The sequence below is a fragment of the Micromonospora sp. NPDC047465 genome, assembly GCF_040643125.1.
Taxonomy (GTDB): domain Bacteria; phylum Actinomycetota; class Actinomycetes; order Mycobacteriales; family Micromonosporaceae; genus Micromonospora.
Map to the genome: position 1 here is coordinate 39,261 of NZ_JBEYTP010000006.1, position 20,238 is coordinate 59,498.

The following is a 20,238-nucleotide window of genomic DNA, read 5'->3' on the forward strand; positions in this document are numbered from 1 at the left end:
GTCAGCTCTCCTCTCCGAGCCGGAGCACCTCGCCGAGGCGCATCCGGCGGTTGTTCAGGGCCTCGACGGCGACCGCGAAGCCGAGGGCGACCGCCCCCAACGCGACGACCCCCGCCGCCAGGCCGGGCTCGAACGCCACCCGGACCTCCACGCCGTCGGTGAAGGCGGACAGGCCGAGCACCGGCGTGAGCAGCAGCGGCAACACCGTGCCGACCAGCGCGCCGGTCACCACCGAGACGCCCACCAGCGGGGCCAGTTCCACCACCAGCAGCCCGCGCCACTGGCGCCGGGACAGGCCGAGGGTGCGCAGCCGGGACAGCACCTGGCCGCGCTCCCGGGCGCCGGCGAGCACCGTGAAGGCGATCGCGAGCAGGCCGAGCGCCGTCCCGCCGGCCGCGCCGGCGACGAACCCGAAGGCGAGCACCCCGTTCGCGCCGCCCTCGCCCACCTGCCGGCGGGTGTCCGCGAAGGTCAGCACCTCCACGCTGCGCGTGCGCTCCCGGCCGGTGACGGTCCCGCCCGTCTGGAAGCGGGACTGCCCGGCGTCGCCGACCCGGCGCAGCGCCTCGACGTCCAGCCCGTCGCCGACGACCAGGAAGCCGGTCGGCACGGCGGCGTAGTCCCGGCGGGGCAACGACTGCCAGGGCAGGATGACGAACCGGCTGCTGCCCGCGCGCAGCAGCGGGAAGCTCTCCGTCCGCTCGGCGACCCGGAACTCGTACCGTTGGCCCTGGGCGCTGACGAAGGCGGAGCCGTCCAGTCCGGCGGCGGTCAGCTCGGCGGCGACCGTCGGGGAGACCACCGCGGGCAGCGGGCCGGTTCCCCCGGCGGGGGTGCGCAGCGCCGCGGGCACCGTCACGTCGACGCCGGCCTGGCTGACCATCCGGGCCAGGGCGGGGCCGTCGACCATGAGCACGGTGACGCTGCCGAGCATGGTGTCGGTGCCGATCGCGTCCTTCGTCAGGCGCTGGCCCGCCTCGTGCAGCACGGGACTCGCGGCGCGCACCCCCGGCAGCCGCTCCAACTCGGCGCCCGTGTCCGGGGCGATCCGCTCCCCCAGGATCAGGGCGTCGGCGGGGACCGCCCGGCTGGCGGCCCGGTCCCGGCTCGCCTCGATCCCGGCGGCCGTCACCGCGCAGAACGCCGCCGTCGCGATGGCCAGCACGACGACCACCAGCGGTACGGCGACGACCGACCGGCCGGCCCGGGCGGTACCGAGGAAGGCGACGCTGCCCCGGGCGCGGGCCGCGAGCCGACTGACCAGCCGCAGCGGCCACGGGTACAACCGCATCGCGACCACCGCCGCGGCGACGGCCAGCAGCACCGGGACCGAGACCAGCAGCGGATCGACCTCGCCGGGAGTGAGGCCACGGCGGCGCAGCAGCACGACCGCGAGACCCGCGAGGACCAGCAGCGCCGCCTCCGCCGTGAGCCGACGCGCGGAGGGGCGCGCTCGGACCAGGTCACGCCGCCCGGTGCCGCCGGTGGAGACGGCGAGGGTGGCCACCGGCAGCGCCGACGCCACCAGGACGGTCGCGACGACGGCGAGCCACCAGGTCTCCCCGGGCGCCCCGGGAGCGAGGCCGCCGAGCAGCCAGCCGAGCGCGGCGGCGGGCGGCACCACCAGCAGCGCCTCGGCCAGGCTGCGGCCCGCGTTCGTGGTGGCCGCCCCGCCCCGGGCACGCAGCAGGATGAACTCCGCCCGGCGCCGGCGCACCAGCAGCCCGGCGGCCAGCGCCACGAGGCCGGCCAGCGTGGCCAACACGCCCGCGGCGATCACCCCGAGCACCGTCCGGGCGCTGTCCACCTCGGCGGCGAACTCCCGCAGCGGGATGTCCAGCCCCTGGATGATGTCCCGGCCGGCCGTCTCCCGGGTCGTCTGCTGGAGGCCGTCGATCACCTGGTCCAGCTCGCGGACGTCGATGCCGTCGGCACCCAGCCGGTAGCGCCAGCTGAACGACATCGGCCAGCCGGCGACAGCCTGGCGGTCCAGCGCCGCGCCGTCGACGACGCCGACGATGATGAAGGGTTCGCCGTCCCCCTCCGGCTCGACGATCCGCAACAGCGGCGGCAGGCCGTCCCAGAACCCGTCGGTGCCGGCGCGGGGCTGGAAGAGACCGACCACGGCGACCTGGACGGGGGGCATGGATTCGAAGGGTGAGCCGGCAGTCGGCGCGGCGAGGGTGAGCCGGCTGCCGAGCCGCAGGTTCAGCTTGCGGGCGACATCCTCGGCCAGCGCCACCTGCACCGGCTGGCCCTTCGGCGCGTCGGCCGGCCAGCGCCCCTCGACCAGGGTGCCGGCCTCCTCGACCCCCGGCACGGCCCGCAGGCCGAGGTCGACCAGGAGGTTCTTCGCCGCCAGGTCCGGGCCTCGCACCCGGCTGGCCGCGGTCTCCGCGGTGAACCACCGCTGTTCGACCATCCGGCGTACGACCGGCGGCAGTCCGGCCTCCAGCTTCGCCAGGTCGCCCTGGTGCGTGGCCACCAGGGAGGTGTCTGTGTCCGTGTCGACGAGCGGCCCGGTCGAGTACGTCACGTCGCGCTGCTGCGGCGGCACGGCGCCCAGGTGGGACCGCAGGCCCTGCTGGGCGTGATCGTTGACGATCCTCGGCACGCCGCTGATCACCAGCATGGCGACCAGCGTCAGCGCCGCGAGCAGCAGGAACTGTCCGCCGTACGCCCGTACCCGCCGGGCGACCGCCCCGATGCTCACCACGCCCCGTCTCCGCTCCTGGTCGTCCCTACGCTCCACCCGGTCACCGGTCTCCCCCGATCCGCAGCTGCGCCACGGCCACCCGCTGCCGGATGCCGAGGGCGATGAACGCGCTGAAGGCGAGTGCCGCCAGCAGCAGGCCGAGCGCGGTCAGGCCGATGGGCAGCCAGGGCACCACGAAGGCGGCCTCCGGCACCGGCCGACCGGCGGACGGCGTGAGGATGACCAGCGGGGCCATGGTCGCGCCGACCGCGGCGCCCAGCAGCAGGCCGACGCCGACGCCGATGCCGGCCAGGAAGGTCTGCTCGGCCAGCAGCGCCCGGGCCAGCAGCCGGGGGCTGGCGCCGAGCGTGTGCAGCACGGCGAACTCCCCCAGCCGGTGCCGGGCGGTCGCCCAGACGTCGACGACCAGGCCGACCAGCGCCAGCAGCACCGACCCGAGCGCGGCGGCGAGCAGCCCGGTGCGGGCCCCCTGCCAGTACGGGTCGCCGGCGGCCCGCTCGGCCACCTCCCGCCGGTCGAGCAGCGTGGTGCCGGCCAGTTCGGCCGCCCCGCGGGCCGCCTCGGCGTGGCCGTCGCCGTCGGTGCCCAGCCACCACTCCGCGACCGGCCGGACGGCGCCCCGGTCCCGGATCAGCCAGTCCGTCGCCGCCGGCAGGTCCAGCAGCACGCCCTCGCCGGCCGTGGACGGCACCTCGTCCAGCTCGCCCACCAGCGTGACCGGCAGCGTCGCGCCGGACAGCACGAGGTCGACCGTGTCACCGGTGCGCAGACTCAGCGCGTCGCGCACCGCCGGGGTCATCAGCGCGGGTACCGGCCGGTTCTCGGCGGCCGGCACCAGGGCGAAGCGGCTCGACGGCTGGAACGCGAACCGGCCCCCCGCCAGGTATTCGACCTCCCGCTCGGCGCTCAGGCCGGTGGCCGTGACGTTCGCGCTGACCGGTTTCCCCTGGCCGTCGGCGGCCACCCACCCGCCGGCCAGCGACGCCGGCTGGGCCGCGCCGTCCGCGCCGACCAGCCGCAGGTCCGACACCTCCAGGCGGTACGCCCGCCCGCGCGCGTCCCCGCCGTCGATCTCGAAGCCGGACAGCCGCACGGCGCCCGCCCCGTCGGGGACGGCGACGGTGAACGGCACCGGCCGGCCGTCGCTGCCGCTGCTGCCCGCCGGGATCCGGAAGGCCAGCCCGTCCGCCCGGGTCAGCAGCACCCAGAGACCGATCTGGTGCGGCGTGACGGCGCCCCGCACGGGCGTACGCACGGTGCCGGTGAGGGAGCGGGTGCCCGCGGGCAGGTCCATGCCGGCCGGCGCGCCGCGCGCCCGGGTCAGCCGGTCCAGCAGCGCCGGCACCGGCTCGTCGGCCAGTCGCTCGTTGAGCCGCAGCACGCCGGCCGCGCCCGCGGCGTCCAGGCTCACCACCGTCGTCGGCAGGTCGTCGCGGCCGAGGCGGATCTCGTCCCGCCAGGCCGGCAGCACCCCGTCGACGCCGGGCAGCACGCCGAGCTGACCGGCCCGGTCGTCGGGCGCCGCGCCGGTACGCTCGACGACCCGCAGGTCGGCGCCGACGGTGTGCTCGGCCTGGTCGGCCTGCGACCGCTCCCCCGTCGTCACCAGCGACCAGGCCAGGGTGCTGCCGCCGACGGCGAGGGCGAGCAGCAGCACCGGGCCGGCGTGCGGGCGCCGGCCGGCCTGCCACATGCCGAACATCGTCGCCGTCCACGGCCGGCGGTCGACGAACCGCTCGGCGAACCGGGTCGCGGGCGGCAGCAGCCGCAGCGCCACGACCGCGCCGGCGAGCACGCCCAGCGTCGGCGCGGCGACCAGCAGCGGGTCGACCCCGAGCCGCCCGCCGGCCCCGGTGACCGGCGAGGAGTACTGGCGCAGCTGCGTCCAGGCCAGCACGGCGAAGCCGACCAGCACCAGGTCGAGGCTGGCCCGCTGGACGGTCGCGGCGCGGGTGGGACGGGACCGGGCCGCCATGTCGGCGACGTACGTGCCGGCCCCCCGCAGCGTCGGGACGACCATCGCGACCAGGCAACCGGCGGCGGTGGCGGCCGCGGCGGCCCAGACCAGCGTGGTGTTTCCCGAGGAGAGCGCCAGCGGGGCGGCACCGTCGGTGCCCACGTGCCGCAGCGCCTCGCCGGCGATCAGGGGCCCCAGCACGCCGGCGGGCAGGACGACCAGCGCCGCCTCCCGGGCCGCCAGGCCGGCCAGTTGCCGCCGGGCGGCGCCGCGGGCCCGGAGCAGGGCGGTCTGGCCCCGCCGGTCCTCGTGCAGCAGCGCGGCGACCAGCACCAGCGCGTACCCGCCGAGGACCACGATCAGCAGCAGCGGGGTGGCCAGCGAGGAGCGCCCGACCAGGTCGGCCCGGGCGACGCGGTCGAGCAGCCGGTCGATCGCCGTGACGGTCTGGGCCGAGGAGCCCAGCCCGGCCGCCTCGGGCACCTCGGCGACGGCGGCGCTCAGCGCCGCCCGCACGTCGAGCAGCCGGCCGGCGCGGGCCACGGCCGCGAGGTCCGGCTCGACCACCCAGGACGCCGACACCGCGCCCGGGTAGGTCGCGACGAAGTCGGCCCGGTCCAGCACGAAGGGCCCGTACGAGGTGCCGGAGTCCGCCGCGCTGCCGGCGCCCACCCCGGGGGCCAGCAGCCAGTACGGGTCGGCCGCGTCGCGCGGGCGCCACGTCCCGACGAGCACCACCTCGCTGCTCCGCTCGGACCTGCGGTCCAGCATCGGCACCCGGTCGCCGGTGGCCATCCCGAGCGCGCCGGCGACCTTCTCCGGCAACGTCACCTGCATGGGCGACGCCCCGGGGGTGGGCCACGCGCCGCTGCTCAGCTCCGCGTGACGGGGCAGGTCGTCGAGGGTCGCGAGGCTGGCGAAGACCGGGTCGTCGCCCTCCCGGACCACCGGGCCGAGGTCGCCGGTCAGCTCGCGGCCACCGCCGTAGCGGGCGGCGTCGACGGTGATCGGCGCACCGCCGAGACCGGCGGCGAAGCCGTCGCGGACCGCCCGGTCCCGGGTGGCGAACTCGGTCGCGTCCCGGCCGGCCGCCCCGCTGACCAGGACGCTGCGCTCCTCGAAGGACGCCCCGGTGAGCAGGGCGCGCTGGCCGGCCTCGACGGCTCGGCGGTTGTAGTCGGAGAGGCCGGTGACCAACGCGACCGCCACCAGGGCCGCGACCACCGCGGCGAGCAACAGCCCGCGCGCCTCGTGGGCCCGCCTCCACACCAGCTTCATCCGATGCCCTCCCCTGGCCCCGTGTCGGGCCGACGATCAGGGAGAGGGGTGACGGTCCGGGAAAGGTTCGCGCCCGTTACTTGATCGTTACCAGATCGGCGGCGGTCCATCATCGGGCGCGGGCGGACGGGATGGCGGCGCTGTGCTTCCATCGCCGGATGGAGATCGTCCTCACCGTGCTCGTGGTCGCCGTCGTCGCGCTGCTCGCCGCCCAGGTGCCCGGCAGGGCCGAGCAGGCGCGGACCGCGTACCGGCTCGCCGAGATCGAGCGCCGGCTCACGCTGGTGATGGACCACCTGGGCGTGGTGGACGCCGCGCCCGTGCCGCCGGGGGTCCGGGAACACCTGGTCCGGGGCGACAAGATCAAGGCGATCGCCGCGTACCGGAAGGCGACCGGCGCGGACCTGCGCTCGGCCAAGGAGGCCGTGGAGGCGTACGCCGACCGGCGGTGACGGCCACGCCGCCGGGCGGCAGCCGGCGCGGGCCGGTCAGCGGGGGCGGTCGCGGTCCTTGGAGGGCTGCACCCGCTTCGGCTCGCCGGGCATCTTGGGGTGGTCCGGCGGGTACGGCATGTCGCCCTGCCCGGCGGCGGCGTCCCGGTCGGCCCACTCCAGCAGCGGGGTGATATCCCACGCCGAGTCGTCGATGCCGACGTGCGGGTCGCCGCGTTCGGCCAGCCGGGCCGGGACGCTGCGCAGGTCGAAGTCGTCCGGGTCGACGTCGGGCAGCTCGTCCCAGGTGACCGGGGTGGAGACGGTGGCCCGGGCGTTGGCCCGCAGCGAGTACGCGCAGGCGATCGTGCGGTCCCGCGCCATCTGGTTGTAGTCGACGAAGACGCGGGTGCCCCGCTGCTCCTTCCACCAGGCGGTGGTGACCAGCTCCGGCCGGCGCCGCTCCAGCTCGCGGGCGAGCGCGATGGTGGCCCGGCGCACCTCGGTGAACGTCCAGCGTGGCGCGATCCGCAGGTAGACGTGCACGCCGCGACCGCCCGAGGTCTTCGGCCAGCCGGGGACGCCCAGCTCGTCGAGGAGCCCGCGCAGCTCGCCGGCGGCGGCGACCGCGTCGGCGAAGTCGGTGCCCGGCTGCGGGTCGAGGTCGATGCGCAGCTCGTCGGGGCGGTCGACGTCGGCGGCGCGCACCGGCCACGGGTGGAACACGATGGTGCCCATCTGGGCGGCCCACGCCACGTGGGCCAGGTCGGCCGGGCAGAGTTCGGCGGCGCTGCGACCGCTCGGGAAGCTGATGGTGGCCGTCTCCACCCACGCCGGCACGCCCCGCGCGGGCACCCGCTTCTGGAAGAACGCCTCCCCCTCGACTCCCTCGGGGAAACGCTGCAATGTGGTGGGACGCCCGCGCAGCGCGCGCATGATGCCGTCGCCCACGGCGACGTAGTAGTGGAAGACGTCGGCCTTGGTGAAGCCGCGCTGCGGGAAGATGACCCGCTCCGGGCTGGTCAGCCGTACGGTGTGCCCGGCCACCTCGATCTCTTCGGCCGCGGCCTTCGTGCCACCCATGGCGCGACCATATGCCACACCCCCGACGTCCGGCGTACCGTTGGCGGGTGAGTCTTGACGAGAGCGAACTGCCCCGCACCGAGGAAGAGTGGCGGGTCCGGCTCAGCCCCGAGGAGTTCCGGGTGCTGCGGGAGGCCGGCACCGAGCGCCCGTGGACCGGCGAGTACGTCGACACGAAGACGCCGGGGATCTATCGCTGCCGGGCCTGCGGCGCGGAGCTCTTCCCGAGCGACACGAAGTTCGACTCGCACTGCGGGTGGCCCAGCTTCGACGACGCCATCCCCGGCGCGGTCAAGGAGGTCGAGGACCGCAGCCTGGGGATGAGCCGCACCGAGATCCGCTGTGCCCGGTGCGACAGCCACCTCGGTCACGTGTTCCGGGGCGAGGGCTTCACCCCCAGGGACACCCGGCACTGCGTCAACTCGGTCTCCATCCGACTGGAGCCGCGCGCCGACGCCTGAGGCGGGGGCGCCGCCGGGTCGGGCGGCCGGGCGACCCCGACCACGGGCCGCCGGGTCAGCGCCGGGCCGCCGCCAGCCCGGCCAGGAGCGAGACCTCGGCCGTACGCGAGCGCTCGACGCGTCCGGCGAGGTCGCGCACCCTCGGGTCGCTGCCGACCGCCAGGTGCGCCCGGGCCAGGTCGGCCGCCGCGCCCTGGTGGGCGCCGAGCACGTCGAGCAGGACGCGGTCGACCTCGCCGTCCGGGGCGGCCCGCAGGCGTGCCAGGTCCCCGGCGGCGGTCCCGTGGTCGTGGTCGTGCCGGTGGGCTGCCCCGGCGGCGGGCCCGGCGTCCCGCAGCCAGCCGCGCATCGTGGCGAGCTCGTCGGACTCGGTGACCTCGATGGCGGCGACCAGGGTACGCAGCTTCCGGTCGGTCACCCGGTCCCGGCCGAGCCGCACCATCTCCAGCGTCTGCTCGGTGTGCGCCGCCATGGTGGTCAGGAAGACCACGTCCAGCCCGCTCAGCGCGCTCCCGGTGGCCGCGGTCGTTGCGGGCGCGGGCGGCGCCGGGGGTGTCCCCCCGCCGCAGCCGGGCGCCAGCAGCAGGGCGGCGAGCAGGGCGACCGTGCGCAGCCGTCGCATGGCGTACTCCGATCCGGGGGGTGGTGACGGGTGCGGCGCGCGCCGGGGCGGGCCGCACCCGTACGGTCAGACCTGGGTCCAGAGCGCCGGCACGTAGGGCGGCTCCCAGCCGGGGATCGCGGTGTGCGCCTGCCGGCAGCGGTACGTCAGCCCGCCGTAGGTGACCTGGTCGCCGGCCTGGTACGCCCGGCCCGCCGTCCAGCTGCCGCCCGGGGCGGGAGGGGTGGTCGGGGAGGCGGTGGGGGTCGGGGTGGGCGACGGGGCCGGCGGCGTCGGGCTCGGCGTGGGCGACGGGCCGCCGCCCCCGCCGACCTCTAGGTCGACGCAGGAGTAGAAGGCGTTGGCGGTGTCCGCGATGTTCCACACGGCGAGCACCTTCTGCCGTCCGGGCCAGCCGCTCAGGTTGACGGTGTGCGAGACGGTGGCCCCGGGCTGCCGCCCACCGCCGTCGAAGACCGCCACCCGGGTGCCACCGACGAAGTACTCCCAGTTGCTGGTGGCGTGCCGGGCGGTGTTGGTCCAGGTGAAGGTCACCGAGGAGCCGACCGCGGTGGCGGGCCAGCCCCGGCTGTCGTCGTTCAGGACGGCGAAGTGGGCGATCCCGGCGTGGCAGCTGCGCAGCCCCTTCGGGCCCTCCACGCTCTGCGGCTCGTACTTGATCTGCCCGCAGTCCGGGACCCGGCCCTGGGCGCAGAGCGCCTGGCGGCTCGGCGGCCCCGACACGTAGCCGTGGGCCTGGGCGGGCGCCGCGACGGCCAGGGTGGAGACGACGGCGCCCGTCGCCACGAGCGGGATGGTGATTCTTCGGCGCATGGTGGCAGCTCCTTCGGACTTCGGGCTGGTGAGGTGCCACCCAACATAAATTAAACCTTCTTAACAGTAAAGACTCCTGTCGATAAAAACATCGATGACCCTCAGCGCTCAGCCCTCAGAGCAACAGCAGGCCGCCCCGCTCGTCGATCCGGTCGGCGGAGTCGTCGTCCAGCCACACACCCCCGCTGGCGAGATAGCGGAAGCGGTACTCACCCGGGCCGAGCCGCACGGTGACCGTACGGGTGCCGTCGCGGCGCGGGACCAGCTCGTGCCGCCCCGGCTCCCAGCCGTTGAAGCAGCCGACCACGCTGACGGCGCCGGGCGGGGTGTCGCGGGGCAGGCTGAACGTGACCCGGGTCTGGTTGCCGAAGAGCTTGTTCCGCTTGATCATGTCGTCGTTCCTCCGGTCGCACGCGGTCACCCCGTACAACGGCCGACACGCCGGGGGCGACACGCCGCCGGACCCGACCAGCTCGACCGTTTCGACCGCCAGAGCCGCGCGCGTACTGCAGGCTTGGGAAAACGTGTCCTGTTTCGGGGGGTTATGTCGTGGCAACCTGCGAGGTCTGCGGTAACGACTACTGGATGGCGTTCGAGGTGCGAACCGTCAGCGGCGACGTGCACACCTTCGACTGCTTCGAGTGCGCCGTGCACAAGATGGCGCCGATCTGCGAGCACTGCCAGATCAAGATCGTCGGGCACGGGGTGGAGGTGTCCGGCCGGTTCTTCTGCTGCGCGCACTGCGCCCGCGCCGAGGAGGGCGCCCAGGGCGCCGAGATCCGCGACGCGGTGGGCGCCCGCCCCGCCTGACGCGGGTTTCACCGGGGGGCCGCCGCCGACGGGGCGATGCGGCGCGGCGATCGGGCCGGGCGGGACGCCCGGGACTGCACGACGATGGCGGCGAGGACGACCAGCCCGCCCGACAGCTGCGCCGGGGTGAGGTCCTGGGCGAGCACGAGCCAGCCCAACGCCGTCGCCACCAGCGGGCTGAGCAGGCCGAGGAAGGTGACCGTGGTGGGCGTGAGGGCGCGGATGCCACGGAACCAGAGGGCGTAGGCGAGGGCGGAGCCGACGAGCGTGAGGTAGCCGTACCCGATCAGGTTCCCGGCTGTCAGCACCGCCGGCGGGGGACCCTCGACCAGCACGGCGACCGGAAGGAGCAGCAGGCCGCCGGCGGCGAGCTGCCAACCCGTGGTGGCCAGCAGCGGCGCGGGCGACGACCACCGCTTGCTGAGCACCACGCCGCCGGCCATCACCACCGCGCCGCCGAGCGCGGCGGCGACGCCGACGGCGTCGAGGCGGGCGTCCGCCCGCAGCACCAGCAGCCCGACCCCGGCCACCCCCGCCGCGCCGGCGAGGACGGTACGCGGGGTCAGCCGGTCGCCGAGCACGCCGGCGGAGAGCGCGGCGACCAGGAGCGGCTGCACCGCGCCGACGGTCGCGGCGACCCCGCCCGGAAGCCGGTACGCGGCGACGAACAACAGCGCGAAGAAGAAGCCGATGTTCAGGGCGCCGAGCACCGCCGCCCGCCACCACCACGCGCCCCTGGGCAGTTGCCGGGTGACCGCGACCAGGAGGAGACCGGCGGGCAGGGCACGCACCACCGCGGCCAGCAGCGGGCGCTGCGGGGGCAGCAGCTCGGTGGTGACGAGATAGGTGGTCCCCCAGATCGCCGGGGCCAGCGCGGTCACGCCGAGGACGAGCGTTCGGTTCTTTAGCACTGAGATAATTTAGCTGAGCGCTAAGGTAAATCCCGCGACGCCCGCCGTGAACTACCTCACCGCTAAGGCACCGCTGCTAGGGTGATCGGATGGCCGATCACGTCGACCGGGTGCTGGCGCAATGGGCCGCCCAACGACCGGATCTGGACGCCTCCCCGATGGGGGTGTTCGGTCGCCTGTCCCGGCTCTCCCGGCTCGTCGGGGCGGAGCTGCACCGCACGTTCAGCGCGCACGGCCTCGATGCGGCGTCCTTCGACGTGCTCGCCACGCTGCGCCGCAGCGACCCGCCCCACCGGCTGACCCCGACCCAGCTGATGCACTCGTCGATGGTCACCTCCGGCGCCGTCACCCAGCGGCTCGACCGGCTCGAGGCGCGCAACCTGGTGACCCGCACCCGCAGCGACACCGACGGCCGCGCGGTGCAGGTCGGCCTCACCGACGAGGGACTGGCGCTCATCGACCGGGTCCTGCCCGACCACGTCGCCACCGAGAACCGACTGCTCGCCGCGCTCACCCCGGCGCAGCGCGACACCCTCGCGGACACCCTGCGGACCCTGCTGGAGTCACTCGGCGACACGCGCAGCCCGTGAGTCGATCTACCATCGCCGCATGCCGCAGCAGAACCTTCCGATCCGGGTCGCCTCGTTCGCCGACCTGGACGCCCGCACCTTCCACGACCTGCTCCGGCTCCGGATCGACGTGTTCGTGGTCGAGCAGGCGTGCCCGTACCCGGAACTCGACGGGCGGGACGTCGAGCCCGGCACCCGGCACCTGTGGCTCGACGACGGCGGCGCGCCGGCGGCGTACCTGCGGATCCTCGCCGACCCGGGCGGCGTGGCGCGGATCGGGCGGGTGGTGGTCACGCCGCGGGCGCGCGGCGGCGGGCACGCCGGCCGGCTGATGGCGGCGGCCCTGGAGGTGGTCGGCGACCGTCCGTGCGTGCTGGAGGCCCAGTCCCACCTCGTCGGCTTCTACGCCCGGCACGGCTTCGCCGTCAGCGGCCCCGACTACGTCGAGGACGGCATCCCGCACACCCCGATGCGCCGGGAAGGCGTCGACCGGATCCGCTAGCGGGCAACCTCCGCCCGGGGCGGCCGCTCGCCGTTGCCGCGACCGAATGCGGCAGCGACCCACCCCCGCCCCACCCGGCGGGGCAGCTCGACAGCGCGGTGCGGGCCGGTCCCGGGCCCTACGTCAGACGAGGCCGTTGACGATGTCGGCGACCGAGCGGCGGCGGCCGGTGTAGAAGGGGATCTCCTCCCGCACGTGCCGGCGGGCGCCGGAGGCCCGCAGGTCGCGCATCAGGTCGACGATCCGGTGCAGCTCGTCGGCCTCGAAGGCGAGCATCCACTCGTAGTCGCCGAGCGCGAACGAGGCGACCGTGTTGGCCCGCACGTCGGGGTAGCCGCGGGCCAGCTTGCCGTGCTCCGCGAGCAGCTCGCGCCGCTCGGCGTCCGGCAGCAGGTACCACTCGTAGGAGCGGACGAACGGGTAGACGCACACGTACGAGCGGGCCTCCTCGCCGGCGAGGAACGCCGGGATGTGGCTCTTGTTGAACTCCGCCGGCCGGTGCAGGGCCATCTGGGACCAGACCGGGGTGAGCGCCCGCCCCAGGGTGGTGCGACGGAACCGCAGGTACGCGTCCTGGAGGGCGTCGCTGGAGGCGGCGTGCCACCAGATCAGCAGGTCCGCGTCGGCGCGCAGGCCCGAGACGTCGTACGTGCCGCGGACGACCACGTCCTTGCCGGCCAGCTCCTCGAAGAGGGTCTCGACCTCGCCGGTGACGTTCTCGCGCAGCGACGGAAGCGGGCTGCTGGCCCGGTACACCGACCACATGGTGTAGCGGATGCTGGCGTTGAGCTCCCGCAGCCGGGCCGCGTTGGTCTGCTCGGTCATGTCCCCGATCCTCCCAGTGCTGTGATGATCTCTTCGGCCGCCGTCTCGCCCGAGCGGACGCAGACCGGGATGCCGACGCCGTCGTACCCGGCGCCGGCCAGGACGAGCGTCGGGTGGTGCGCCCGCAGGACCGCCCGCGCGGCGGCCACCCGGTCGGCGTGACCCGGGGCGTACTGCGGCAGCGACCCGCCCCAGCGCTGCACGTGCCCGGCGACCGGGGCGGGCAGCGGCACACCGAGCACCGCCGACAGTTCCCGGTGCACGGTGGCGGCCAGGTCCTCGTCGGTGCGCTGCACCTGCCGCTCCTCGCCGTACCGGCCGACGGAGGCGCGGACCAGCGCCAGCCCGTCCGCCCGACGCAGGTGCCCCCACTTGGTGGTGAAGAAGGTCGACGCCTTGATCAGCAGCCCCTCGGTGCCGGGCACCAGGAAGCCGGACAGCTCGGGCAGCTCCGGCTCGGGCAGCGCGAGGGTGACCAGCGCGACGCTGGCGTAGTCCAGTTCGCCGACGCGCTCGGCCGCCGCCGGCGCCGGACCGCCGAGCAGCCGCGCCGCCGGCCGGGCCGGCACGGCCAGCACCACGGCGTCGACGTCGACCAGCTCCGGGTCACGGGTCGGGCCGACGGTCAGCCGCCACCCGGGCCCGGTCGGGGTCAGCTCGCGCACGGCCGCGTCCCGCCGGATCGTCGCCCCGCTCGCCGCCGCCGCGGCCCGGACCAGCGTGCTGAGCCCACCGGCCAGGGTGCCGAAGACCGGCGTACCCGGCGACCGGGGAGCGGCGGCCTGCGCGGCGCGCACCGCCCCCACCAGGGTGTGCTCCACCCGGGCGGCCCGGGCCAGCGCCGGCATGGTGGTCACCAGCGACAGGTCGTCGGCCCGGCCCGCGTAGACGCCGCCGAGCATCGGTTCGACCAGCCGGTCGACCACCTCGTCGCCGAACCGGGCCCGGACCAGCGCGCCGACCGAGACGTCGTCGTCCGCACCGAGCAGCGGCCGGCCCGCGTCGGTGTCGGCGTCCGCCGCCGGGCGCGCGACCGTGGTCACCCGCTCCAGGTCCCCCGGTACGCCCACCAGCGTGCCGCCGGGGATCGGGCGCAGCGCGCCGTCGACCACCAGCGCGGCCTGCCCGACGGTGGGGTGCACGATCCGTTCGCCCAGGCCGAGCCGGCGGACCAGGGCCACGGCGGCGGACTCGCCCCCGGCCGGGTCGCGCATCAGGAACGACTCCGCCCCGAACTCCACCGCCGAGCCGGCCAGCTCGCCGGTGCGCAGCTTGCCGCCAAGCGTGCCGGACTGCTCGTACACGGTGATCTCGGTGTCGGCGGGGGCGCGGTCACGCAACCGGACCGCGGCGGCCAGCCCGGCGATCCCGCCGCCGACCACCGCCACCCGCCACGGCGCCCGCATGCCGCTCAGCCCCGGTCCGCCGGCTGGGCGGACAGCTCGTGCACCAGGGCCACCACCCGGGTCAGCACGTCGGGGTCGGTCTCGGGCGGCACGCCGTGCCCCAGGTTGAACACGTGCCCGGGCGCGGCCCGGCCCTGCTCCAGGATCCGCCGCACCTCGCCCTCCACGACCGGCCACGGCGCGAGCAGCACGCACGGGTCGAGGTTGCCCTGCACGGCCTTGTCCGGGCCGATCCGGCGGGTCGCCACGTCCAGCGGCGTACGCCAGTCGACGCCGACCACGTCGGCGCCGGCCTCACCCATCGCGCCGAGCAGCTCGCCGGTGCCCACCCCGAAGTGGATCCGGGGCACGCCCGCGTCGGCCAGCCCCGCGAGCACCGCGGCGGAGTGCGGCAGCACGAAGCGGCGGTAGTCGGCCTCGGACAGCGCGCCGGCCCACGAGTCGAAGAGCTGCACCGCGGAGACCCCGGCGGCCACCTGGACCCGCAGGAACCCCAGCGTCACCTCGGCCAGCCGGCGGCAGAGCGCGTGCCACAGCTCCGGCTGGCCGTACATGAGGGCCTTGGTCTTCGCGTGGGTGCGCGACGGGCCGCCCTCGACCAGGTAGCTGGCCAGGGTGAACGGCGCGCCGGCGAAGCCGATCAGCGGGGTGTCGCCCAGCTCGGCGACGAGCAGCCGGACCGCCTCGTCCACGTAGGAGACGTCGTCGCGGGTGATCGGCCGGATCCGTTCCACGTCGGGCAGGGTGCGCACCGGCTCGGCCACCACGGGGCCGGTGCCGGGCACGATGTCCAGGTCCACCCCGGCGGCGGCGACCGGCACGACGATGTCGCTGAACAGGATCGCGGCGTCCACCCCGTGCCGGCGTACCGGCTGGAGGGTGATCTCGGTAACCAGCTCGGGGCGGCGGCAGGACTCCAGCATCGCCACGTTGGCCCGGATCTCGCGGTACTCCGGCAGCGACCGGCCGGCCTGCCGCATGAACCAGACCGGGGTGTGCGGGACGGGCCGACGCCGGCAGGCCCGGACGAAGGGCGAGTCGGCCGGTCCGCCGGAGCGGAGGTCTTCGTCTCGGGCGTCGTCGCCCGTCGTGGTGGTGGTCATCGCGGCCATCGTGCCACGCGGCATGCGCGCGGCAGCGGGCAGCGCCGCCTTTTGTGACCCCCGTCAGCCCGCCGGGACGAAGGTGCTCCGGCGGGGCCTCCCCGGCCCGCCGGGCCGTCGCACGCGGGCCGCGGGAGGGCCGGCTCCCGGCGTGCCGTTTCCGGCAGCGACGGGTCGCCGGGCATAGGCTGCCGGCATGGCCCCCCCGATCGCGCTCCCGGAGACCTTCGCCCGCGCGGTCGCCGGGCTGCGGTCCGCGGCACCCCGGTCGGAGATCGTGCTGGAGGAGGTCGGCGCGCCGCAGCGCCTCGCCCCGTACACCTTCGCGCTCTCCGCCACCGTCGTACGCAACGGCGACGAGGTGGCCTCCGGGCGGCTGATCCTGCTGCACGACCCGGCCGGGCACGAGGCGTGGCGGGGCAACCTGCGGCTGGTCACCTACGTGACGGCGGAGCTGGAGGTGGACCTGGCCGCCGACCCGCTGCTGCCCGGAGTGGGCTGGACGTGGCTGACCGACGCCCTGGACGCGCAGGACGCCGGCCACACCGCGATCGGCGGCACGATCACCCAGACCATGTCGACCCGGTTCGGCGACCTGGCCGGGCCGCCCGCGGCCGGCGACATCGAGATCCGTGCCTCCTGGACGCCGGTCGACGACGACCTCGCCCCGCACCTGCTCGCCTGGTGCGCGCTGCTGGCCTCGACCGCCGGGCTGCCCCCGCCCGGGGTGACCGCGCTGCCGGAGCGTCGCCCCGCCGGCGCGGCCTGACCCCCGCGACGGGTCACCTCACAGATACTTCTCGGCCTCGTTGCAGATCTTGTCCATGCCCTGGACGGCCTTGTCGTAGGCCGCCTTGTTGCCGGCCGCCGCCGCGCCCAGCGCGGTGGTCAGCTTGTCGAGGCAGTTGGCGATGACCTTCTTCTGCCGGGCCTGCTCGTCCCGGTCGTTGCGGGTGCCGGTGAGGTCCTGCTCGGTGTCGTCCAGCTTGTCCTTCACCGACTGGAGGTCGGCCTTGAGCTTCTCGATCTCCTTGCCGTTGGCCGCGATGGTGCCGTCGCGCTGGCTGACCTCGCTGGCCATCTTCTTCTCGGTGCGGTCCAGCTCACTGCTCGTGCTGACGAACAGGCCGGTCATCACCCCGCCGAGGACGAAGAGCAGCCCGGCCACCACGGCCAGGACCAGCACCTTGCGGCTCTTGCCGGCACCCGGCGCGGGGGCGCCGAAGGGCGGGGTGGAGCCGGGCGGGCCGGACATCGGCTGCCCGTACGCCGGCCCGGACGCGGGGGGCACGGACATCGGCTGTCCGAAGGCGGGCGGGACGGAGACCTGGCCGGCCTGGGGCGCGGCAGCCGGCGTGCCGGCCGGGGCGTAGCCGGACCCGGCCGGCGGCGCGGACTGCGGGTAACCGGAGGACCCGGCGGGCGGCGCGGACTGCGGATAACCGGCGGACCCGGCCGGCGGCGCGGACTGCGGGTAACCGGCGGACCCGGCGGGCGGCGCGGACTGCGGGTAGCCGGCGGACCCGGCGGGCTGGGTGCCGTACTGCTGCGGCACGGCCTGCTCGGGAGTGTGCTGGCGGGGGGTGCCGTAGGTGGTGCCGTGCGGGGCGCCGCCCGACGGCGGCTGCCCGGGCGCGGCCGGCGGCTGCGGCGGGTACGGCGGGTAGCCGCCCGGCCCGGTCGGTGGCTGGGACATGTCGTTCTTCCTCCACGTGAGCTGGTCCGGGTGGCATGGTCGCCGGACCGGGTGGGTACGGGTCGGGTGCTGACCGGGTCAGCAGATCTTGAAACCGTCGCAGGCGACCTTGATCGGCACGGCGAGGCCGATCCCCTCGGCGTCGCGGGCCTTGGCGGTGGCGATGCCGACCACCTGCTTGCTGCCGTTGATCACCGGGCCGCCGGAGTTGCCGGGGTTGATCGGGGCGTCGAACTGGATGACGGGACCCTGGCCGCCGCCCGCGTCGCGGAAGGCGCTCACCACGCCGGTGGTGACGCTGTCCTCGAGGCCGAGCGGCGCGCCGACGACGACGATCTGCTGCCCGGACTTCACGGCGGCCGGCGCGGCGACCAGGCCGGTGAACTTGCCGGTGGTCCGCAGGTGGGCGACGTCGTTCGCCTCGTCGACCCTGACGATGGTCGCCGGGAAACGCTGGTCGGTGCGCTCCAGGAAGACCTCCCGCTCGCCGGCCTCCCAGACCGACTCCACCACGTGGTAGTTCGTGAACAGGTTGGTGCCCCCGCCGGCGGCCGGCTTGCCGATGGCGAACGCCGTGCCGGTGGAGTTGCCGGCCCGGACCCGGAACACGCTGGGCAGCACCGCGCTGGCGACGGCCTCCGGGTTGAACGCGGCGCCCGCCTGCTTCTCCAGCGCCTCGGCCCGGCTCTCCAGCCCGTCGAGCCGGGTCCCGTCGGCCGCCTGCGCCGCGTCCAGCCGGCGGTCGGTGTCGCCGAGCCGGTCCGAGAGCCGGTGGATCTGGTACGCCTGCACGCCCGTCACCACAGCCAGCAGGCCGGCGAGCACGAGCGCGGTGACGGTCAGCCAGCGGCCCCGGGAGGCCGGCGCGGCGCCCACCTGGACGGGGCCGGCAGGATACGGCTGGGCCGGCCCGGCGGCCGGCGGCTGCCCGGGCACGGGCGGTTGCCCGGCGGCGCCCGGGGACGCCTGCCCGGCGGCGGGAGGCCAGCCGGCGCCCGGGGCGGCTCCGGCGGACGTCGGGCCGCCGGGGGCTGTCGGGGCGGCGGACGGCGCGCCACCCTGCCCCCAGCCGGCGGGGGCGACCGGGGCGGCGCCCCACTGGCCCTGTTGCTGCGGCGGTGACCAGGTCGTCCGCGGCGGCGCGGCGGGGGCCTGCCCCGGGACGTTCGGCGGGTACGCCGGCGCGGGCGGCTCGATCCGGGGCGGCAGCGGCCCCGGCCGGTAGCTCCCGTCGCCCGGCCCCGCCGGACCCGTGTCCGCCGACCCGTAGCCAGCAGTCATGATCGCCTTGCCCTCCCCGTAGCCGCCCCGCGGTGTCCCGGGGCCTGATGATGCCGTACCGGCGCAAACGGCTCGATGGACCGTACCTGCGCGAAAAGGGTTTGTCTTCCCCGATGTCCGGCTGGGGGGAGGACCCGGCCGACCGTCCGATCGACACGCACCGGACCGGCTGCACCCGCCGGATCGCGTCGCGCACTAGGGTTGTCAGGTGACCGACGAACCACCCCTGCGCCGTCGGGCCGCCGAAAGCCGTACGGGAAACGAAGCGCACCACCCGCCGTCGGCCCGGCCGGAGCCGGAGGACGCGGGGACCGAACCGAACGCCGACGGGCCCGTTCCGCTGACCGCCCCGCGCGAGGGCACACCCCAGCCGGCGGCCACGCCGGACGAGCTCGCCGAGGTCGTGGCCCGCTTCGCCGCCGGCACCGGCCCGGTCGCCCTGGACGCCGAGCGGGCCTCGGGCTACCGCTACAGCCAGCGGGCATACCTGGTGCAGCTGCGCCGGGCCGGCTCCGGCACGGCGTTGATCGACCCGCTGCCGCTGCCCGACCTGACCGCCCTCGACGAGGTGATCGGCGAGGCCGAGTGGGTGCTCCACGCGGCCAGCCAGGACCTGCCCTGCCTGGCCGAGGTGGGGCTGCGCCCGCGCCGGCTCTTCGACACCGAACTGGCCGCCCGGCTGGCCGGGTTCGAGCGGGTCGGCCTGGCCGCGCTGACCGAGCAGCTACTCGGCTACAGCCTGGAGAAGCACCACTCGGCCGCCGACTGGTCGAGCCGCCCACTCCCGGAGTCCTGGCTCACCTACGCCGCGCTGGACGTGGAGATGCTGGTCGACCTGCGCGACGCGCTCGACGAGGAGCTGACCCGGCAGGGCAAGTCCGCCTGGGCGGCGGAGGAGTTCGCCGCGCTGGTGCGCACCGGCGCCCGGCCGCCCCGGGTCCGCGCCGAGCCGTGGCGCCGCACCTCCGGCATCCACCGGGTGCGCGGGGCGCGCGCGCAGGCGCGCGTGCGCTCCCTCTGGTACGCCCGGGACCAGATCGCGGCCCGACGGGACGCCGCCCCGGGGCGGGTGCTGCCGGACTCGGCCATCGTCGCGGCGGCCGAGCTGGACCCGAAGGACGAGAAGACGCTGCTCACCCTTCCCGGATTCGGCGGCCGCTCGGTGCGGCGGCTGGCCCGTACCTGGCTGGCGGCGCTGGACGACGCCCGGCAACTGCCGGAGGACGCGCTGCCGGTCGCCCCGACGGTCGAGGGCCCCCCGCCGCCGCACCGCTGGGCCGAGCGGGACCCGGTGGCGGCGGCCCGGCTGGCCCGGTGCCGGGAGGTGGTGGTCCGGATCGCCGGGGCGCACCGCCTGCCCCCGGAGAACCTGATCACCCCCGACACGATCCGCCGCCTGGCCTGGGTCCCCCCGGAGGAGGTCACCGAGGAGACCGTGGCGGAGACGCTGCGCGGCTTCAACGCCCGCGAGTGGCAGATCGGCCTCCTCCTCACCGACCTCACCGAGGCCCTCACCGACCCACCCCCACCCGCCTGACCCTCCCCTCCCTCCCCCGGTTGCCCCTCGCCGTTGATCATGAAGTTGTTGTCGCCGCCCCCGGCGTGTCGAAACAACTCATGATCAACGCGCGCACCGGAGGGGGTGGGGGGCCCGGGAGGTGGGGGTGTGGGGTTGGCCACATGGGGGTGGGTGTCGACTATGGTTACTGGCGAGTAGCATCCGGGGGAACACGCCCGTGCCGGCGACCTTCATTCGGTCCGTCGTGCCGCCTGT

19 protein-coding genes are annotated in these 20,238 nt (G+C 75.9%); 7 read left to right on the forward strand and 12 right to left on the reverse strand.

Annotation, left to right across the window (positions count from 1 at the left end):
• Position 1: 1 nt before the first annotated feature.
• Entirely contained in the window at positions 2-2,752 is a 2,751-nt protein-coding gene (locus ABZ793_RS08365; protein WP_357453864.1) for an FtsX-like permease family protein, read from the reverse strand.
• Positions 2,753-2,756: 4 nt separating this feature from the next.
• Entirely contained in the window at positions 2,757-5,951 is a 3,195-nt protein-coding gene (locus tag ABZ793_RS08370) for an FtsX-like permease family protein (protein ID WP_357453867.1), read from the reverse strand.
• Positions 5,952-6,109: 158 nt separating this feature from the next.
• Here ABZ793_RS08370 and ABZ793_RS08375 point away from each other — a divergent pair, with 158 nt between their 5' ends.
• A complete protein-coding gene (locus tag ABZ793_RS08375; protein ID WP_357453870.1) occupies positions 6,110-6,403 on the forward strand; it encodes a hypothetical protein in 294 nt (97 codons plus the stop codon).
• A 36-nt stretch (positions 6,404-6,439) separates the two neighbouring features.
• Here the strand turns inward: ABZ793_RS08375 and ligD are convergent, their stop codons facing one another.
• Positions 6,440-7,465, reverse strand: a complete 1,026-nt coding sequence (gene ligD, locus ABZ793_RS08380) for a non-homologous end-joining DNA ligase (RefSeq protein ID WP_357453873.1) — start codon at positions 7,463-7,465, stop codon at positions 6,440-6,442.
• Positions 7,466-7,512: 47 nt separating this feature from the next.
• Between ligD and msrB the strand changes: the two genes are divergently transcribed.
• Complete coding sequence (gene msrB / locus ABZ793_RS08385; RefSeq protein ID WP_357453876.1) at positions 7,513-7,926, forward strand: peptide-methionine (R)-S-oxide reductase MsrB; 414 nt, start codon at positions 7,513-7,515, stop codon at positions 7,924-7,926.
• A gap of 55 nt (positions 7,927-7,981) precedes the next feature.
• Here msrB and ABZ793_RS08390 read toward each other — a convergent pair whose 3' ends face one another.
• The 3 genes from ABZ793_RS08390 to ABZ793_RS08400 form a co-directional block, all read right to left on the reverse strand.
• On the reverse strand, positions 7,982-8,548 hold the full coding sequence (locus ABZ793_RS08390) for a DUF305 domain-containing protein (protein ID WP_357453879.1): 567 nt from the start codon (positions 8,546-8,548) through the stop codon (positions 7,982-7,984).
• 66 nt (positions 8,549-8,614) lie between these two features.
• Positions 8,615-9,361, reverse strand: a complete 747-nt coding sequence (locus tag ABZ793_RS08395) for a lytic polysaccharide monooxygenase (RefSeq protein WP_357453882.1) — start codon at positions 9,359-9,361, stop codon at positions 8,615-8,617.
• Between the two features lie 115 nt (positions 9,362-9,476).
• On the reverse strand, positions 9,477-9,752 hold the full coding sequence (locus ABZ793_RS08400) for an isoamylase early set domain-containing protein (RefSeq protein ID WP_357453885.1): 276 nt from the start codon (positions 9,750-9,752) through the stop codon (positions 9,477-9,479).
• Between the two features lie 158 nt (positions 9,753-9,910).
• Here ABZ793_RS08400 and ABZ793_RS08405 point away from each other — a divergent pair, with 158 nt between their 5' ends.
• Positions 9,911-10,171: a Prokaryotic metallothionein gene (locus ABZ793_RS08405; protein WP_091096395.1), complete on the forward strand. Its 261-nt coding sequence runs from the start codon at positions 9,911-9,913 to the stop codon at positions 10,169-10,171.
• Positions 10,172-10,179: 8 nt separating this feature from the next.
• Here the strand turns inward: ABZ793_RS08405 and ABZ793_RS08410 are convergent, their stop codons facing one another.
• On the reverse strand, positions 10,180-11,082 hold the full coding sequence (locus ABZ793_RS08410; protein ID WP_357453888.1) for an EamA family transporter: 903 nt from the start codon (positions 11,080-11,082) through the stop codon (positions 10,180-10,182).
• Positions 11,083-11,171: 89 nt separating this feature from the next.
• Between ABZ793_RS08410 and ABZ793_RS08415 the strand changes: the two genes are divergently transcribed.
• Together ABZ793_RS08415 and ABZ793_RS08420 are read left to right on the forward strand one after the other, a co-directional pair.
• Positions 11,172-11,672 (forward strand): MarR family transcriptional regulator, encoded by a 501-nt coding sequence (locus ABZ793_RS08415; protein WP_357453891.1) that lies wholly within the window; start codon positions 11,172-11,174, stop codon positions 11,670-11,672.
• A gap of 19 nt (positions 11,673-11,691) precedes the next feature.
• Positions 11,692-12,153, forward strand: a complete 462-nt coding sequence (locus tag ABZ793_RS08420; protein ID WP_357453894.1) for a GNAT family N-acetyltransferase — start codon at positions 11,692-11,694, stop codon at positions 12,151-12,153.
• A gap of 123 nt (positions 12,154-12,276) precedes the next feature.
• Here the strand turns inward: ABZ793_RS08420 and hemQ are convergent, their stop codons facing one another.
• From hemQ to hemE, 3 genes are read right to left on the reverse strand one after another with little or no spacing between them, the layout of a single operon-like run.
• Positions 12,277-12,978, reverse strand: a complete 702-nt coding sequence (gene hemQ, locus ABZ793_RS08425) for a hydrogen peroxide-dependent heme synthase (protein WP_357453897.1) — start codon at positions 12,976-12,978, stop codon at positions 12,277-12,279.
• On the reverse strand, positions 12,975-14,384 hold the full coding sequence (gene hemG, locus ABZ793_RS08430) for a protoporphyrinogen oxidase (RefSeq protein ID WP_357453900.1): 1,410 nt from the start codon (positions 14,382-14,384) through the stop codon (positions 12,975-12,977). Before hemG ends, hemQ begins: the two co-directional genes overlap by 4 nt.
• Positions 14,385-14,389: 5 nt before the next feature.
• On the reverse strand, positions 14,390-15,487 hold the full coding sequence (gene hemE, locus ABZ793_RS08435) for a uroporphyrinogen decarboxylase (RefSeq protein ID WP_357453903.1): 1,098 nt from the start codon (positions 15,485-15,487) through the stop codon (positions 14,390-14,392).
• A 196-nt stretch (positions 15,488-15,683) separates the two neighbouring features.
• Here hemE and ABZ793_RS08440 point away from each other — a divergent pair, with 196 nt between their 5' ends.
• Positions 15,684-16,256, forward strand: coding sequence for a DUF3000 domain-containing protein (locus tag ABZ793_RS08440; protein ID WP_357453906.1), 573 nt, complete (start codon positions 15,684-15,686; stop codon positions 16,254-16,256).
• Between the two features lie 18 nt (positions 16,257-16,274).
• Here ABZ793_RS08440 and ABZ793_RS08445 read toward each other — a convergent pair whose 3' ends face one another.
• Both ABZ793_RS08445 and ABZ793_RS08450 read right to left on the reverse strand, forming a co-directional pair.
• Complete coding sequence (locus ABZ793_RS08445; protein WP_357453908.1) at positions 16,275-17,183, reverse strand: hypothetical protein; 909 nt, start codon at positions 17,181-17,183, stop codon at positions 16,275-16,277.
• Positions 17,184-17,261: 78 nt separating this feature from the next.
• Positions 17,262-18,464 carry a trypsin-like peptidase domain-containing protein gene (locus tag ABZ793_RS08450; protein WP_357453911.1) on the reverse strand — a complete coding sequence of 401 codons (1,203 nt, stop codon included), beginning with the start codon at positions 18,462-18,464 and terminating at the stop codon, positions 17,262-17,264.
• Between the two features lie 208 nt (positions 18,465-18,672).
• Between ABZ793_RS08450 and ABZ793_RS08455 the strand changes: the two genes are divergently transcribed.
• Positions 18,673-20,001 (forward strand): ribonuclease D, encoded by a 1,329-nt coding sequence (locus tag ABZ793_RS08455; RefSeq protein WP_357453914.1) that lies wholly within the window; start codon positions 18,673-18,675, stop codon positions 19,999-20,001.
• Positions 20,002-20,238: the final 237 nt, after the last annotated feature.